The sequence below is a fragment of the Arthrobacter sp. H-02-3 genome, from assembly GCF_003097355.1.
In the GTDB taxonomy this organism is placed as follows: Bacteria; Actinomycetota; Actinomycetes; order Actinomycetales; family Micrococcaceae; genus Arthrobacter; species Arthrobacter humicola.
Map to the genome: position 1 here is coordinate 78,855 of NZ_PYUI01000018.1, position 16,256 is coordinate 95,110.

The 16,256-nt window shown below is 68.2% G+C and carries 12 protein-coding genes; 7 read left to right on the forward strand and 5 right to left on the reverse strand.

Annotation, left to right across the window (positions count from 1 at the left end):
- The first annotated feature begins 5 nt into the window (after positions 1-5).
- From C9424_RS16135 to galT, 3 genes are all read left to right on the forward strand, one after another.
- The gene (locus tag C9424_RS16135) at positions 6-803 is read left to right on the forward strand and encodes a DeoR/GlpR family DNA-binding transcription regulator (RefSeq protein WP_116767914.1); all 798 of its coding nucleotides are present in this window, start codon (positions 6-8) and stop codon (positions 801-803) included.
- A 106-nt stretch (positions 804-909) separates the two neighbouring features.
- A complete protein-coding gene (locus C9424_RS16140) occupies positions 910-3,168 on the forward strand; it encodes an alpha-galactosidase (protein ID WP_116767927.1) in 2,259 nt (752 codons plus the stop codon).
- Between the two features lies 1 nt (position 3,169).
- The gene (gene galT, locus C9424_RS16145) at positions 3,170-4,279 is read left to right on the forward strand and encodes a galactose-1-phosphate uridylyltransferase (protein WP_116767915.1); all 1,110 of its coding nucleotides are present in this window, start codon (positions 3,170-3,172) and stop codon (positions 4,277-4,279) included.
- On the opposite strand, the gene C9424_RS16150 is transcribed toward galT, so the two are convergent.
- Complete coding sequence (locus C9424_RS16150) at positions 4,276-5,265, reverse strand: LLM class flavin-dependent oxidoreductase (protein WP_116767916.1); 990 nt, start codon at positions 5,263-5,265, stop codon at positions 4,276-4,278. The genes galT and C9424_RS16150 overlap by 4 nt on opposite strands.
- Before the next feature lie 134 nt (positions 5,266-5,399).
- Positions 5,400-6,200, reverse strand: coding sequence for a hypothetical protein (locus tag C9424_RS16155; protein WP_116767917.1), 801 nt, complete (start codon positions 6,198-6,200; stop codon positions 5,400-5,402).
- A 158-nt stretch (positions 6,201-6,358) separates the two neighbouring features.
- Here C9424_RS16155 and C9424_RS16160 point away from each other — a divergent pair, with 158 nt between their 5' ends.
- From C9424_RS16160 to C9424_RS16175, 4 genes are all read left to right on the forward strand, one after another.
- The gene (locus C9424_RS16160) at positions 6,359-7,228 is read left to right on the forward strand and encodes an aldo/keto reductase (RefSeq protein ID WP_116767918.1); all 870 of its coding nucleotides are present in this window, start codon (positions 6,359-6,361) and stop codon (positions 7,226-7,228) included.
- A 47-nt stretch (positions 7,229-7,275) separates the two neighbouring features.
- Positions 7,276-7,977, forward strand: a complete 702-nt coding sequence (locus tag C9424_RS16165) for a type 1 glutamine amidotransferase domain-containing protein (protein ID WP_116767919.1) — start codon at positions 7,276-7,278, stop codon at positions 7,975-7,977.
- Between the two features lie 49 nt (positions 7,978-8,026).
- The gene (locus tag C9424_RS16170; protein ID WP_116767920.1) at positions 8,027-9,790 is read left to right on the forward strand and encodes a helicase HerA-like domain-containing protein; all 1,764 of its coding nucleotides are present in this window, start codon (positions 8,027-8,029) and stop codon (positions 9,788-9,790) included.
- A 123-nt stretch (positions 9,791-9,913) separates the two neighbouring features.
- Positions 9,914-10,906, forward strand: a complete 993-nt coding sequence (locus tag C9424_RS16175; RefSeq protein WP_116767921.1) for a hypothetical protein — start codon at positions 9,914-9,916, stop codon at positions 10,904-10,906.
- Positions 10,907-11,257: 351 nt separating this feature from the next.
- Here the strand turns inward: C9424_RS16175 and C9424_RS16180 are convergent, their stop codons facing one another.
- The 3 genes from C9424_RS16180 to C9424_RS16190 form a co-directional block, all read right to left on the reverse strand.
- Positions 11,258-13,219: an NHL domain-containing thioredoxin family protein gene (locus C9424_RS16180; protein WP_116767922.1), complete on the reverse strand. Its 1,962-nt coding sequence runs from the start codon at positions 13,217-13,219 to the stop codon at positions 11,258-11,260.
- Entirely contained in the window at positions 13,219-15,387 is a 2,169-nt protein-coding gene (locus C9424_RS16185; protein ID WP_442862050.1) for a cytochrome c oxidase assembly protein, read from the reverse strand. Before C9424_RS16185 ends, C9424_RS16180 begins: the two co-directional genes overlap by 1 nt.
- Before the next feature lie 151 nt (positions 15,388-15,538).
- Positions 15,539-15,826, reverse strand: a complete 288-nt coding sequence (locus tag C9424_RS16190; RefSeq protein ID WP_011776355.1) for an HU family DNA-binding protein — start codon at positions 15,824-15,826, stop codon at positions 15,539-15,541.
- Positions 15,827-16,256: the final 430 nt, after the last annotated feature.

Consider the following 16,256-nt stretch of genomic DNA (forward strand, 5'->3'; position numbering starts at 1 on the left):
TCCACATGTTAGCCGCAGCCCGCCATTCCGCCATCCTCGCGGAGGTCCAGCGTGAACGGATCGTCCGTGTCGCGGACCTCGCCAAGATGCTCGGCGTCTCCCTGATGACCGTGCGGCGGGACATCGAGGCCCTCGACGCGGCGGGCGCGGTGGAGAAGATCCACGGCGGGGCGAAGCTGCCGGGCGGGGCCAGCACCCACGAGCCGGGCTTCGAGCTGAAGGTGACCCAGCTCAAAGACGAAAAGATGGCGATTGCGCAGGAGGCAGCCGCCCAGGTGCGCGAGGGCATGGCGGTGGGGCTCAGCGCCGGCACCACCACCTGGGCGCTGGCCCAGCTGCTGTCCGCCGGGCCCCGGATCACGGTGGTCACCAACTCGGTGCGGATCGCGGACGTCTTCCACCAAAGTTCCTCCCCATCCACCGTGATCCTCACCGGCGGCGAGCGCACCCCCTCCGATGCCCTCGTCGGGCCGCTGGCCACTTCCTCGCTCAAACAGCTGCACCTGGACGTGCTGTTCCTCGGCGTCCACGGCGTGGATGCCGACGCCGGGTTCACCACGCCGAACGTGCTGGAAGCCGAAACGGACCGCGCCTTCGTCGCCGCGGCCCGCCGGGTGGTGGTGCTGGCCGACCACACGAAGTGGGGCACCCTGGGCATCAGCACCATCGCAGCCCTCGAAGACGCCGACGAACTCATCAGCGACGACCTCCTGGGCAGTGAGGCCCGGCGGATCCTCGGCGAGCGCGTCGGCCGGCTCCGCCTGGCCCCGACAACGATTGCCCAGAGTGCCGCCTCAGGCTGACCGGCACGGCCCCGCCCACCCCTAAACCACTACGCCTGGAGCTAGCGTGAACAATCCGGACCTGACTCTTGTCCCCGAGAACCGTTCCCCCCTGGGCATCCCGCATGTGGAACCGCTCTACCTGCGCCGTTCCGGAACGTCCCTGCTCGTCGACTTCAGCACGGGCGAGCCCGCCATGCTCCACTTTGGCGCCGACCTCGGCCCGGCCCTGCCGGACCTGTCACTGCTCGGCGACGCCGTGCCGCACTCCGCCCTCGACATCCCGGTTACGCTGGGGCTCATCCCGCAGGCGTCCTCCGGCTGGCGTGGGCGTCCCGGCCTCCGGGGCCACCGGAACGGCCACGCCTTCTCGGCCTGCCTGCGGGTTGTCGCCGTCGAACGGGCGGAAGGGGACGGGTGCTCCGCCGTCATCACCCAGGCAGACCCGGATGCGGGCGTCACCGTCCGCACGGAGGTGAAGATCAACGACGGCGGCCTGCTGCAGCTCCGGCACCGGCTCCACAACGACGGCGCGGATCCCTACAGCCTCGACGAACTCGCTGCCGTGCTGCCGCTGGGCCGCGCCGCCACCGAGATCCTGGACCTGACCGGCCGCTGGTGCCGGGAGTCCCACCCCCAGCGCCTGCCGCTGCGCCAGGGAACGTGGGTCCGCTCGGGCCGACACGGCCGGACGGGACATGATGCCTCGCTCCTGCTGGCCGCCGGGAGCGCCGGCTTCGGCAACCGCCACGGGCAGGTCTGGGCCGTGCATCTGGGCTGGAGCGGCAACCACGAGAGCTTCGTTGATGCCTCAGCGGACGGCCGGACCGTTATCGGCGCTTCGGAGCTGCTCGGCGGGGGCGAGATCACCTTGGCGGCAAACGCCAGCTACGAGACCCCGTGGTTGTTCGCGGCGTACTCCGCCGCCGGGCTGGACGGCATCAGCGAGGCCTTCTACGCCTGGTTCCGCGGGCGCCCGCACCACCCCGGCGTGCGGTCCGGCAAAGCCCGGCCCGTGGTGCTCAACGTCTGGGAAGCGGTGTATTTCGACCACCGGATGCCGATGCTGCTCGACCTCGCCGAATCCGCCGCCCGGCTGGGCGTGGAACGCTACGTTCTCGACGACGGCTGGTTCCGCGGCCGGCGCAACGACACGGCGGGCCTCGGCGACTGGTACGTCGACGAGGACCTCTGGCCCAAGGGCCTGAGCCCGCTGATCGACGCGGTCACCGGCCACGGCATGGAATTCGGACTCTGGGTCGAACCCGAAATGGTCAACGAGGACTCGGACCTGGCCCGGGCCCACCCGGACTGGATCGCCGGACCGGCTCCGCGGGCCGCCGGCGGCAGCCCGGCGGCAGGGGGCGGCCAGCCCGTTCCCGGCGGCCCGGCCGGCCGACTTCCGGAGCGCTGGCGGCACCAGCAGGTGTTGGACCTCGTCAATCCGGAGGCCTGGCAGTACATCTTCGACCGGCTCGATGCCCTGTTGAGCGAATACCGGATCAGCTACCTCAAATGGGACCAGAACCGGGACCTGGCCGAAATGGGCCATGCCGGCCGCCCCTCGGTGCATGCCCAGACACAGGCCGTGTACCGCCTCCTCGACGAACTCCGCAAAGCCCACCCCGGCGTGGAGATCGAAAGCTGCTCCTCCGGCGGCGCCCGTGTGGATCTCGGCATTCTCGACCGCACAGACCGGATTTGGGGTTCGGACTGCAACGATGCCCTGGAACGGCAGACGATCCAGCGGTGGACCGGCATGGTGGTGCCGCCGGAGCTCGTCGGATCGCACATCGGGCCCACCACAAGCCACACCACCGCCCGGACGCACGACCTCTCCTTCCGGGCCATCACGGCCATGTTTGGCCACTTCGGCCTCGAATGGGATGTCCGGCACCTCGCCGATTCCGAGCGCACCGAGCTTGCCGCGGCGATCGCACTGTTCAAGAAGTACCGTCCCCTGCTGCACAGCGGGCGCATGGTGCGGGCCGACGAACCGGATCCGTCCCTCCGGCTCCACGGCGTCGTGTCCCATGACGGCGGCGAGGCCCTCTACGCGCTGGTGTCCGTGGCGACGTCGTTCGCCGAAGTCCCCGGGAGGGTCTGCCTGCCGGGGCTGCTGCCGGACGCCGGGTACCGGGTGGACGCGGTCTACCCGGCGGCCGACGATGGCCGGGCGTTCCTGCAGGCGGTCCCGCCGGGGTGGCTCGGGGGCGGCGTCGAGGCGACCGGCCGCTTCCTGGCGGAGTCCGGCCTGCCAATGCCTGTCCTGAACCCCGAACACGGGCTGCTCCTGTCCGTCCGCCGCGTCACCGCTGCTGAACCAGCCTCCGAACCATCCGGCGGACCCGCCGCTAGGGGCGGCCACCCCGTGAGGGGCTCCTAGCATGGGCCGGATTACGAAACGCGCCTACAAGCTCTCCGACGGCCGGGACATCATCTATTTCGATGACGCCGACACCGTCCTGCCGCCGGAGCGGGGGGACGATCTCCGCGAGCCGGCGGTCCGGCCGCCCACGGCCACCATGCGCCAGGACGTCCTGACCGGCGAGTGGATTTCAATCGCGGCCGCCCGGCAGAACCGTGTGGTGCTGCCGCCCTCGCACCTGGACCCGCTGGCCCCGGCGTCGCCGGAGAATCCCTCGGAAATTCCGAGCCTTTACGACGTTGCCGTGTTCGAAAACAAATCCCCGTCCTTCGGACCCGAGCTGGCCGGCGCCGCCGCACCGGAGGGCCTGGCGGACCTCGCCCGGGTAGGGCTGGGCCGCAGCCGGCAGTCCGTGGGCCGGTGCGAAGTGGTGTGCTTCTCCCCCGAACACACCGGTTCCCTCGCGGGGCTGCCCTTGTCCCGGATGCGCACGGTGGTGGAGGCGTGGGCGGACCGGACGGCGGCGCTGTCGGCGCTGCCCGGCGTCGAACAGGTTTTTCCGTTCGAGAACCGCGGGGAGGCGATCGGGGTGACGCTGCACCACCCGCACGGGCAGATCTACGCCTACCCGTACATCACGCCCCGCACGGCCCAGCTGATCCGCACGATCGAGGACTACGGCGGCCCGCTGTTCGAGGACATCCTCAGCTTCGAACAGAAATCCGAGCGGGTGCTGCTCCAGGGCGACCACTGGACGGCGTTCGTTCCGTTTGCCGCGCGCTGGCCGCTGGAGGTGCACATGCTCCCGCACCGGCACGTCCCGGACCTCGCCGCCACCACGGGCGAGGAACGCGATGAGTTCTCCAGGCTCTACGGCCGGCTGCTGCGCGGCGTCGACGCCCTGTACGACACCCCCACCCCGTATATTTCGGCGTGGCACCAGGCTCCCGTCCACGCCCACCGGGACGACATCCGGCTCATGCTGCAGCTGACCTCCCCGCGCCGGGAGGAAACCAAGCTCAAGTACCTGGCGGGTTCGGAGGCGGCGATGGGCGCGTTCATCGCGGACATCCCGCCGGAAACGGCCGCCGCCCGGCTCCGCGAGGCCATAGGAAAGACCGGCCGTTAGGCCCGCACGAGCCGGGCAGCGTCGGCCAGAAGTTCCACGGAACGCAGCCGGGCTTCGGTGCCGGTACTCTGGTGCGCCACGATCAGTTCGTCGGCGTCGGCGTGGTCCGTGAACTCCTCGAGGTAGGCGAGGACGGCATCAGGGGTGCCAACAGCGGAGTACTTCATCATCTGCGCCATGTGCTGGCCCTGCGGCGAGTCCAGGATCATGTCCGCCTCGTCGTCGCTGAACACACGCCCGTTGCCGAAGAACAGGGAAACCCTGGCCCGCTTGGTGGCCTGGAACATCGCCTGGGCTTCGGCGGCCGAGTCCGCGGCGATGACGTTCACGCCGGCGATCACGTGCGGGGTGTCCAGCTGCGCGGAGGGCCGGAATTCGCGGCGGTAGGTCGCCACCGCGTCCTGCAGCGCGGCAGGCGCGAAGTGCGAGGCGAAGGCGTACGGCAGGCCCAGCTGCGCGGCCAGCCTGGCCCCGAACAAGGAGGAGCCCAGGATGTACAGCGGCACGTTGGTGCCCTTGCCCGGGGTGGCCTCGACGCCCGGGATGCGGGTGGGGCCGGTCAAGTAGCCCTGGAGTTCCAGGACGTCCTGCGGGAAGCTGTCTGCCGACATCGGGTCGCGGCGCAGGGCCCGCAGGGTGTTCTGGTCGCTGCCCGGCGCCCGGCCCAGCCCGAGGTCGATCCTGCCCGGGTGCAGGGTTTCGAGCGTGCCGAACTGTTCCGCGATAGTCAGCGGCGAGTGGTTGGGCAGCATCACGCCGCCGGCGCCGAGCCGGATGCTGGAGGTGTGGGCCGCAACGTGCGCGATCAGCACGCTCGTGGCGGAGGACGCGATCGAGGACATGTTGTGGTGCTCGGCGTACCAGATCCGCCGGTAGCCCCGGTCCTCGGCGAGCTGTGCCATGGCCACGCTTCCGGCGAAGCTCTCGGCCGCCGTCTGGCCCGGGCCGATGGTTGCGAGGTCAAGGATGGAAAGCGGAACAGTCACGGAAAAAGCCGGCCTTTCGTAGCGGAGCAGTGTTCGGACCAGGGTTGGGAGCCACGGTCCGGGCGGCGCCAGGTTTCCGGCGCGGGCACACTGGGGTCAACGACGGCGGCCCCCCGGATATTTCAGCGGTCGGATCAGCCGCACGAATAGTTGTAGTCAAGGCCTCCGGAGATGTACTGCGTCATCGAGACGCGGCTGCCTGGGGTCAACCCGGGAAGGGTGCAGTTCGCCTTCGCCTTGGCGGCTGATCCCGCGCCTGCAAGCCAGCTGGGCAATCCTGCCAGCGGGCTGGTCGACTTCACGGTTCCGGCGATCTGTCCCCACTGGTAGCCGGTCGAGTAGAGGCCCACGCGGGCGCCGATCCTCTTGAAATACGCAGTCATGCCCTCCAGGGCAGCCACGTTGGCCGCTTTGTCGGTCTGCCAGGTGTTTTCCGCTTCCACATCCAGCCACCAGAGGTAGGACTGCGGGTTGCTGACACCGCGGCGTTTGGCGTCGTCCGAGGCTTTCGCCCACCCGTACATGTAGGAGCAGGCTTTGAACGTCCCCGCGGCGCAGCTGCCGTAGGGGTTGGTGACCTTTACACCGTTGTATGTGTTCGACGTCGGCCACCAGGACCCCTGCCGGCCCGGGTTGGCGGTATTAACGTACAGCGCCACCCTCGGCTGCGCTGTCGTCGCGGGGGCTTTTGCCGTCTTCGCCCAAGCCAGTTGGCTCGCCAGGCACGGGTTCGTGTTGTTCGCCAGGCCGTGGTTGACGCCAACGATCGCGAAGGCGGGCTGTTTTGGCAAAGTGGTGCCGCATTGCGGCCAGGAGACGTCGATGCCCGGTCCCGGGGAGCTGGCGGTGGCGGCCGAGGCCGGCCCTCCACCCAGGAGGACAAGGCCGAGCGTCACTACAAAGGCCAGTACGATGCGAGGGAGCGAGTTGGGCATGCCACAGTCTAAGGCAAAATTTCAAATCGGTGGCGTAATTCGGCACGGGTCGCAATGCCCGCCAATGCTCCCCTCCTGCCGGCCAGCAGCACCCGGCCGGCGAGCCCGAAAGAATAGCCCGATGGAATAGTCAGCAGACTGAGGATGTTCCCTACCCTATGAGCCATGACAATCCACAGCATCCGGAACTATCCGCCACGATCGACTTGAAGGACCTGGGAACTGTCCACCGGTTGGGCTTCGGCGCCATGCGCATTGTTGGTGACGGCGTCTGGGGCGAGCCGGCAGACCGTGCTGCCGCGATCGCCGTCGTGCGCCGCGCCGTGGAGCTCGGCGTCGACTTCATTGACACCGCCGATTCCTACGGCCCCAACATCAGCGAGGAAATCCTCGCCGAGGCGCTGCACCCCTACCGGGACGGCCTCACAATCGCCACCAAGGTCGGATTCACCCGCACCGGACCCAACGCCTGGGTACCGGTCGGCCGGCCCGAATACCTGCGCCAGCAGACGGAACTGAGCCTGCGCAAGCTCAAGGTCGACTCCCTGGACCTCCTGCAGCTGCACCGGATCGACCCCAAGGTGGACCGCGAGGAGCAGTTCACGGTGCTGCGCGATCTACAGAAGGAAGGCAAGGTCAAAGCCCTCGGCCTGTCCCAGGTCAGCGTGGAGGAACTGGAGGAAGCCGGGAAGTACTTCACCGTTTCCACGGTGCAGAACCGCTACAACCTCACCGACCGCAGCTCCGAGGACGTCCTCGACTACGCGGAGGCGAACGGCATCGGCTTCATTCCGTGGGCGCCGATTTCCGCCGGGGAGCTCGCCCGGCCGGGCGGACCGCTGGACGAGGCCGCCAAACGGCTCGGCGCCACCACCTCCCAGGTGGCTCTGGCGTGGCTGCTGCGCCGCTCCCCCGTCATGATGCCCATCCCGGGCACCGGTTCCCTTCAGCATCTCGAAGAGAACCTCGCCGCCGCCGGCGTCGTGCTTGACGATGCCACCTACGCCGAACTCCACGCGGCCCGCTAAACCCCTCCGCTACCCGCCGGCCCTGCCGGCAGAACAGGAACAACACCATGGCTAACATCCTGATGGTCGTCTCGGCCGCAAATTCCCTCACCATGCGCGACGGCAGCGAACACCCCACCGGCTACTGGGCCGAGGAACTCGTCGTCTCGCACCAGACCCTCCTCGACGCCGGGCACACCGTGCACATCGCCACCCCGGGCGGCCGGAAGCCCACCGTGGACGAGGTCAGCCTCGCGGCCGAGTCCGCCGGCGGCCAGGACCGCGCGGACGGCTTCCGGACGTACCTGGATTCGATCGACGCCGAGCTGTCCGCGCCGCTGGTGCTGGCCGACGTCGACGTCGCCGGCTACGACGCCGTCGTCATGCCGGGGGGCCACGGCCCCATGGCCGACCTCTACCAGGACGCCGACCTCGGCAGGATCCTCACCGGCGCCAACGCGGCGGCCAAAATCATCGCGCCCTTCTGCCACGGCCCTGCCGGGCTGCTGAGCGCCACGGACGACGACGGCTCGTTCACTTTCGCGGGCCGCCGCCTCACTGTATTCACCAATGAGGAGGAGCTGGGCGGCGGCACGGGGCCCAACACGCCGTGGTTCGTGGAGGACGTGCTGAAGGAGAAAGGCGCGATCGTCGAGAACGGTGCGGCGTGGACGTCCCACGTCGTGCGGGACGGAAACCTCATCACCGGACAGAACCCGCAGTCCAGCGAGGACGTGGCCAAGGAAGTCCTTAAGGCCCTCGCCGAATAGGCCAGCCCTAGCCGGGTCCGGGAACCCCGGACCCGGCTAAGCTAACCGCATGGCCATCAAATCCACCGCAGACAAAGTCGCCACGATCGTCCAGGGCTACACCCTGGAGGGCCCGACGATCGAGCTCGGAGCGGCGATCGTCGACGGCGAACTCCACAAGGACGCTCCCGTCCGGCTGCCGCTCGCGATGATGAACCGGCACGGCCTCGTGGCCGGAGCAACCGGCACAGGCAAGACCGTCACACTGCACATGATGGCCGAACAGCTCTCCACGGCGGGCGTGCCGGTGTTCCTCGCCGACATCAAGGGCGACATCTCCGGCCTGGCCACCGCCGCCACGGGCAGCGACAAGCTCCTGGCCCGCACTGAGAGCATCGGACAGCCGTGGTCCGGCAAGACTTTCCCGGTGGAATTCCTGGCCCTCGGCGGCGACGGCCAGGGCATACCGGTCCGCGCCACAGTCACTTCCTTCGGCCCCATCCTGCTCTCCCGTGTGATGGACCTGAACGAGACCCAGGAATCCAGCCTGCAGCTCGTGTTCCACTTCGCGGACAAGAACAACCTCGAGCTGATCGACCTCAAGGACCTGCGCGCCGTAATCCAGTTCCTGACCTCCGCCGAGGGCAAGGACGAGCTCGAGGAACTGGGCGGTCTCTCCAAAGCAACCGCGGGCGTGATCCTGCGTGAACTAATCACCCTCGAGGCGCAGGGCATGGAGAAGTTCTTTGGCGAACCCGAGTTCGACACCGCCGAACTGCTGCGTACTGCGCCGGACGGCCGCGGCGTCGTAAGCTGCCTGGAGCTTCCCACGCTGCAGACCAAGCCCATGCTGTTCTCAACGTTCCTGATGTGGCTGCTCGCAGACCTCTTTGAGGACCTGCCGGAAGCCGGGGATCTCGACAAACCCAAGCTCGTGTTCTTCCTGGATGAGGCCCACCTGCTGTTCAACGGCGCCTCGAAGGCTTTCCTTGACGCAATTACCACCACCGTCCGGCTCATCCGGTCCAAGGGCGTCGGCATCTTCTTCGTGACGCAGACTCCCAAGGACGTCCCGGCGGATGTCCTGGGCCAGCTGGCAAACCGGGTGCAACACGCCCTGCGCGCCTATACCCCGGAGGACGCCAAGGCCCTCAAGGCCACCGTCTCCACCTTCCCGACCAGCGACTACGACCTCGCAGAGACCCTCACCACGGCCGGCATCGGCGAGGCCGTCATCACGGTCCTAAACGAGAAGGGCGCCCCGACCCCCGTGGCACTCACCCGGCTGCGCGCCCCGGAATCCGTGATGGGTCCCAGCACCGACGCCCTGATCTCCAGCACGGTGGCCGGCTCCGCCCTCCTGCCCAAGTACGGCACCGCCGTCGACAACATCTCCGCCTACGAGAAAATCACCGCCGAAGGCGGTGACTACACAGGCGCTGCCCCCACCGGGCCGGCGGCCGGCGCCGCGCATCCGGGCGGCTCACGCGGCAGGGGGCAGGGCGGCGACGGCGGCGCAGCTCCCGGCGCCGCCCTGGATCCGACGGCCATCGACGCCGAGGCCCGCCGGATCGAAGAAGAAATCCTTGGCCGGCCCAGCAGCCGGCCCGCGGAGCGGCCGAAGCAGCCCGAATACAGGGACGCGCCCGAGCGTCAGGCGCCCCGGCAGGCACAGCCGACAGGTGGCGGTGGCATCGGCGGCGGCATCGGTGATGACCTTGCGGGGGCTTTGGGCGGAGGCCTCAAGAGCATGGCCCGCTCGCTGGGGACCCAGCTTGGCCGGGAGCTGCTCCGCGGAGTCTTCGGCACGTCCTCGAAACGCCGCCGCCGCTAGGATCCCGGCGCCGGCGAACCTGGGCCACGGTGTCCGGGCCGCGGGCGGCAATACTCCGCGTCACAGACGCGGACCGTGACACCGGGTTTCCTGCGGCGTGCAGGTAACGTAAGAATCGTGCAAATGAGTCAGGCGTTGGTCAAAATCGCAGCAGTGTGGCTGCTGGGACTGATGCTTGCCGTGGCCGGAGCCATCGTGTCGATCAATCTGGTGAACAACTCCATTGCCGGTCCCCAGCAGCCCGTCCGGGAGTATCTCAGTGCCCTGCAAAAGGGCGAAGGCGAAAAGGCGCTAGGCCTGTTGCACGCCTCCGTGCCGCAAAGCAATCCTGCAATGCTCGACGGATCCGCCCTGCAGACCGCAGCCGCACGTCTCTCCGACGTCAAGGTCGGCGACGCTGAAGAGCGCGGCGCCGACCAGGTCATGGTGCCCGTCAACTACACCATCGACGGCAGCCAGTCGCGGACCGAGTTCCTGCTGGAGCGGTCCGGCACCGAGTGGTTGTTCTTCCACAAATGGTCCTTCGTGCCCGCGGCGCTGCCCGTCCTGGACGTGACCGTAGTCAACTCCAGCGAGGCCACCCTGAATGGTGTACCGGTGAACATGCCCAACGGCCGCAACTCCTTCGCCGTCTTCTATCCTGGCGAGTACGAGGCCGCCCTGAACGGCCAGTACTTCTCCGCCTCGCCCACCCGGGCCACCGTGACCGCGGGGGACTCGCACCCGGCTCCGCTGAATCTGCTGACCGAGGCAACAGACGCCCTGAAGGCCGCCGTGAGCGGCAAGGTCAAGGAGTTCCTGGATTCCTGCGCCGACGAGGCCGACAAACAGCAGAAGCTGCAACCCGACTGCCCGTTCTACCACGCCACCAACAACCGCGTGCTGGACGGGACCATTGACTGGAGCATCACGGACTACCCCACCGTCAGCATCGAGCCGTTTGGCGGCCGCTGGGTGGTGGCACCCCTGGACGGCAAGGCCCGGATCAAAGCCCGCCAGGTGGATCTGTTCACCGGCGCCGTGACCGACATCAACACCGTCCATGATTTCAGCTTCACGACCCGTCTGGATATCGATGGCGACACCGTGAAGATCACGCCGCAGCTCAACTACTAGAACCACAGGTGCGGGCCCGCCGGGCGGCCCCTCCCGTCATGCCCGTGTGAGGACACCCCGGGCCCGGCCATTGCGCGCCCCGGGAAGTCGCCGTCGTAAGAAATCCAACGTCGTGTCGCCCCTCCCGACGGCGCACTCGACCATGATCAGGGACTCCCGGAACGGGTGCGGATAGTCTCGTGTCACACCAAAGAGGTTCTCGCCCGGTCCAGGATTCAGAACTCCCGGAATCCGGGGCGGCCCGGCCGGGATTGAGCCAAAAGGCTGCTGTCCGTGACGGCAGGTCACGGACAGCAGCCTTTTCAGGTTCGGCTCAGCGGCGCAATCGACTCAGGGCACAGACTCGCCGGCTCAGTCCATTCCGCGCAGGTCCAGGACCAGCTCGGTGTCGCCGTCGGCCTGCAGGAGCACCGGGATGCCCCAGTCCTGCTGGTACAGGTGGCAGGCCGCGTGGTCCGGGATCTCGCCGTCGGCGTCTTCGGGGCCATCGCACGCCGCCGCGCGGGCAGTAATGTGCAGGACGCCCTCGGGAACGTCAGAGGACAGCTCCAGGGTGCGCTGCAGGCCCACGGAGGTCCCGCCGCCGGAGACCAGCAGTTCGGGCGGCGTGGACGAGATCTTCAGCTGGGTGGGATCGCCCCAGCGGTCATCCAGCTTTTGCCCGGTGGGGGCGGTGAAGCGGACGGCCAGCTCGAGCGGCCCGGGCGCCACAGGGCTCTTGGGCCGGTGGGTCTGTGCGGCGCCCTCATCCACCTGCTGCGCTTCCTTCGGGATGGGCACGTAGACCAGCTGGTGCTTGTTGGCCTCGACCACCACCAGCAGTGGCTCGGTCCCGGCCACCTGGGTGTGGTCCACAATGACGTCCGAGGGCTCGGACAGCCCGCGGGCCAGCGTGGAGACCGTCCCCGTCGCGGGGTCGAAGCGGCGGACGGCGCCGTTGTAGGTGTCGGCGATCGCTACGGAGCCGTCCGGAAGCACCGTGACGCCCAGGGGGTGCTGCAGCCGTGCCTCTGCGGCGGGGCCGTCGCGGAAACCGAAATCGAACAGGCCTTTGCCGACGGCGGACTCGACGGTGATGCTGCCGGCGTCGTCAATCACCAGTTTGCGCAGGGCAGAAGTCTCGGAGTCGGCTACCCAGACGTTGCCATCGGCGTCCTCGGCGAGGCCGGAAGACTGGGCGAACCAGGCTTCCGCTGCCGGGCCGTCGAGGAGTCCCTCGAGGCCGTTGCCGGCGATGATCTTGACGGCACCGGACGTCGGCTCGAAGCTGAAGATCTGGTGCACGCCGGCCATCGCCACTACCACGGCTTGGAGTTTGGCGGACCAGACCACATCCCACGGGGAGCTCAGGGACACCTCCAGCGGGTCCGCCTCCAGCCGGGCACCGTAGGCGGCGCCTTCCTCGTTGACGCGGGCCGGCCCGGTTTCCAGCAGCCGCTGCACGCCGTTCCCGGCAAGCGTCCGGACTCTTCCGTCTGCCAGCGAGAGTCCGCGCAGCCGGTGGTTCACGGAGTCGGCAATCACGACGTCGTAGCCGGTCTCCGCGGCGACCTCCGCGGGCAGCAGCACGAGGCCCTGCGGTTCATTGAACCGGGCCGCGGCGGCCGTACCGTCAGTGTGGCCTTTTTCGCCGGAACCGTAGGTTGCCAGGACGGTCTGGAAATCGGTGGAGAGCTCCACGAGGCGGTGGTGCCCGGTGTCCGTGACGAGCCAGGAGCCGGCTTCCGTGGCGCTTCCGACGCCGCGGCCGGCCGGGAGGTACAGGGCCTTACCGGGGAAGCGAAGCGTTCCCGACGTCGGCTCCGGCGCCACGTAGGGGCCAGAGCCGCGGTGCAGCGTGCCTTTGGCCTCGTGCTCGGCGATCAGCTCGGGGATCAGCACGGCGAGGCCGTCGGCGTGGCCCTCGCCGGAGAGGTGCGCCACGATGTAGCCCTCGGGGTCGATGACCACCAGAGTCGGCCAGGCGCGGGCCGTGTAGGCCTTCCAGGTCTCCAGCTCCGGGTCGTCAAGGACCGGGTGGCGAATCTCGTAGCGTTCGACGGCGGCCGCCAGCGCCACGGGGTCAGCCTCGTGCTCGAACTTGGGCGAATGCACGCCCACGGTCACGAGGACGTCGGAGTACTGCTGCTCGAGCGGGCGGAGTTCGTCCAGGACGTGAAGGCAGTTAATGCAGCAGAACGTCCAGAAGTCCAGCAGGACGATCTTGCCGCGCAGGGATTCGAGGTCCAGGGACTTGCCGCCGGTGTTGAGCCAGTTGCGGCCCACGAGTTCGGAGGCCCGGACCCGGAGGTGGGTGCGTACGGTGTCGGTCATCAGCGTCCTTCCAGCTTTGAATTGCGTTCGGCGAGCTTGGCATCGCGTTCTGCCAGCTTGGCAAACATGTCGTTGTAAGCGGTGAGATCGGCGTCGTTATTCCTGTCCGCCGCCCGGTCGGTGCGTTTGGACTCGCGGGCGTCGGAACGGGACCACATGATGGCGACGCCGATCGCCACCAGAAGCGTGGGCACTTCGCCGATGCCCCAGGCCACGGCACCGCCCATTTGCTGGTCCAGCAGCGCGGAGGGCCCCCACGGCCGGCCGAGGTTCCCGAAGTAGTCTGCGGCCAGCAGCCCGGTGCCGCCCATGATGGCGACTCCGAAGAACGCGTGGAAGCCCATGGTGGCCAACAGGAGTAGCAGCCGCATGGGGTATGGGGCGCGGCGCGGCAGTGGGTCGGTGCCGATCATAGTCAGCACAAAGATGTAGCCGGTGAGGGCGAAGTGCAGGTTCATGAGTTCGTGGCCCACGTGGTCCCGCATCGCGTAACCGAACGCGTCCGAGTAATAGAAGAGCACGATCGAGCCGGCGAAGTTGGCCGCCGCGAACAGCGGGTGGGTCACCAGTTGCGAGAACTTGGAGTGAATGATGATCAGCAGCCACTCACGCGGTCCGCGGGAGCTGTCCCGCCGCGGCGTCAGCGCCCGGAGCGCCAGCGTCATGGGGGCGCCGAGAACCAGGAAGATAGGGGCCACCATGGTCAGGGCCATGTGGTCCACCATGTGGGCGGAGAAGAGTACGCGGCCGTAGACCGAGGGCGGCCCCGAGGTCACGTACGTGAGGACTACGAGTCCGATCGCCCAGTTGACCGTCCGGAACCAGGACCACGAGTCGCCCCGTTGCAGGATCTTCCGGACACCGAGGACGTAGGAGACGAGGGCAAAGACCACGACGGCGATCCAGAGCCAGTCGGGCCGCCACTCCGTGAGCCACCGTTCGGGCGTCAGCTCCGGCGGCAGGTCGTAGCCGGAGAGAAGGAAGGCCGGCGACGCATCGGGGGCAAAGGAGGTGGGCTGTGGCGGGGCAGAACGCCCCAGGGCCACGGCAATCCCCGACGTCGCTCCCATGATGATCAGTTCCACGATCACGAGCTGCCACAGCACCCGGCGGGCGGACCGGCCCATGGCGCGGTTGCCCAGCTGCGGGATGACCCAGCGGCGGTGCATGAGCCCGATGCCGCCCAGCACCAGGACCGCTGCCGTCTTGGCGAGGATCAGTTGCCCGTAGGCCGAGCCGAAGAGGTCGCTCCACGTGGTGAGGCGGATGCTGGCATTGATCACGCCGGAGGCAAAGACCAGGGCGAAAGCAAAACCTGCGAGGGATGAGAACCGGCGGAGTGTCGGCTCGGTGATGTCTGGTGTCCCCGCCGACGCGCCCTTGTTGCGGCCGCCGGCACCTGCGCCGCCCAGCACGCCGGAGAGGAGCGCCAGCATGATGATGCCCCCCACCCAGGCAGATACGCCTACCAGGTGCAGGCCGAGCGAGTTGATGGCACCCTCATGGTCGCTGGAGCTCGACGAGTGTCCGATCAGGGCGGCCGGGACCAACCCGATCAAGGACAGGATCAGCGTCAGTGCCAGCCCGCCGCGGGAGCGCACCCCAAACAGGACAGTAGTAACGACGGCGGCGATGATCACCACGGTCAGCCAGGCGCGTCCCGTTTCGATATCCGTCATGAAGTACACGAGGGACCGCGTGAATTCCGGATCCCCGGAAATGCCCTGCCCTGCAATGTCGGCGTAGCCCAGGACCAGCACGGCGATCGCGGAGAGCGTCCAGACGGCGCCTGCGGCCGCGGCCACGGCCAGTGCCCGGGTGAAGGCCGGATGTTCCGGGGCGTCCCGTTGCTTGGACCGGGAGCCGGTCCTGTCCCGAGGGAGAATGCCGACGGCGAAGATCAGGCCACCGATCACGGTGGCCACGGCGACGTTGTGGATTGCTTTGCTCACCGGCAGCCCCCAGCGCACGAGTGCGCCGGGATCAGAGACTTCGCGTGCGGCTGCTGCGCCGGAGAAGATGAGTGCCGCGGCCAGGCCCACGAACAACGCGGCAAGGCCGACAATCAGCCACGGCCTGGAAATCCCGTCGGGACCTTGGCCGGGGCCGCGCGCGTCCCCGGGGACGGGCGCTGCGGTTGTGGGAGTGGGATTTACTGCGGAAGGCACCCTTCCATTGTCCGCTACGCCGCCCGGCTCAGCGAATCGGTCCCGACCTCTCGAACGGTTGAATCGGCTAAGCAAATCTGGCGAACCAGGTTGGGACGCAAAAGGAGCGGCAACCCGAGGGTTGCCGCTCCTTTCAAGCGCGAGAAGAAGACTACTTCTTCTTGGCGACTGCAGCCTTCAGCTTGGAGCCGGCGGTCAGCTTGACGCTGTGGCCAGCGGCAATCTGGATGGTCTCGCCGGTCTGCGGGTTGCGGCCGGTGCGAGCTGCACGGTCGGTACGCTCGACTGCGAGCCAGCCCGGGATGGTGATCTTCTCGCCCGCGGCGACAGAGGTCTCGAAAACCTCGAACAGTGCGTCGAGCACGGAGTTGACTGCTGCCTGGCTGGTGCCGGCCTTGCCCGCTACCTCTGCAACAAGTTCACTACGGTTCTTAGCCATTTATGTCCTCCTGGACGGTCATGATTTCTGGAGCCTGCACACGGCATGCGTACAAACCACTGTTCGAAAACTTACCAGCTTGGCGCCGCCGAGGTGGCAAATTCCGCGTGTTTTCGGCGTTTTTTGGGGAAAATCACTGGATTCGACGCCGATCGCGGTCAAATTGCGCCGAGAGCGGACGCCCCTCCATCAGTGCCGTTTTCGCCATAGTCCGTCGCCGTCCGTGCTGCCGGACTTGCCAACCCCTGGTGGCACGGCCAGGCCGGTATCCGGGCAGCCTGCGGGCCCTGTTCCCATTCGGATGCTCCCGCACGTCTGACAGGGATCGCTGCGACGCTGCCGCACGTCCTGCGGTGCCGGCGCGCTCCTCCCTCACGTCCCGGGGGGTGTGCCGGTGGTGCGGGTCCCCGGGGGGTGTTCCGGTGGTGGG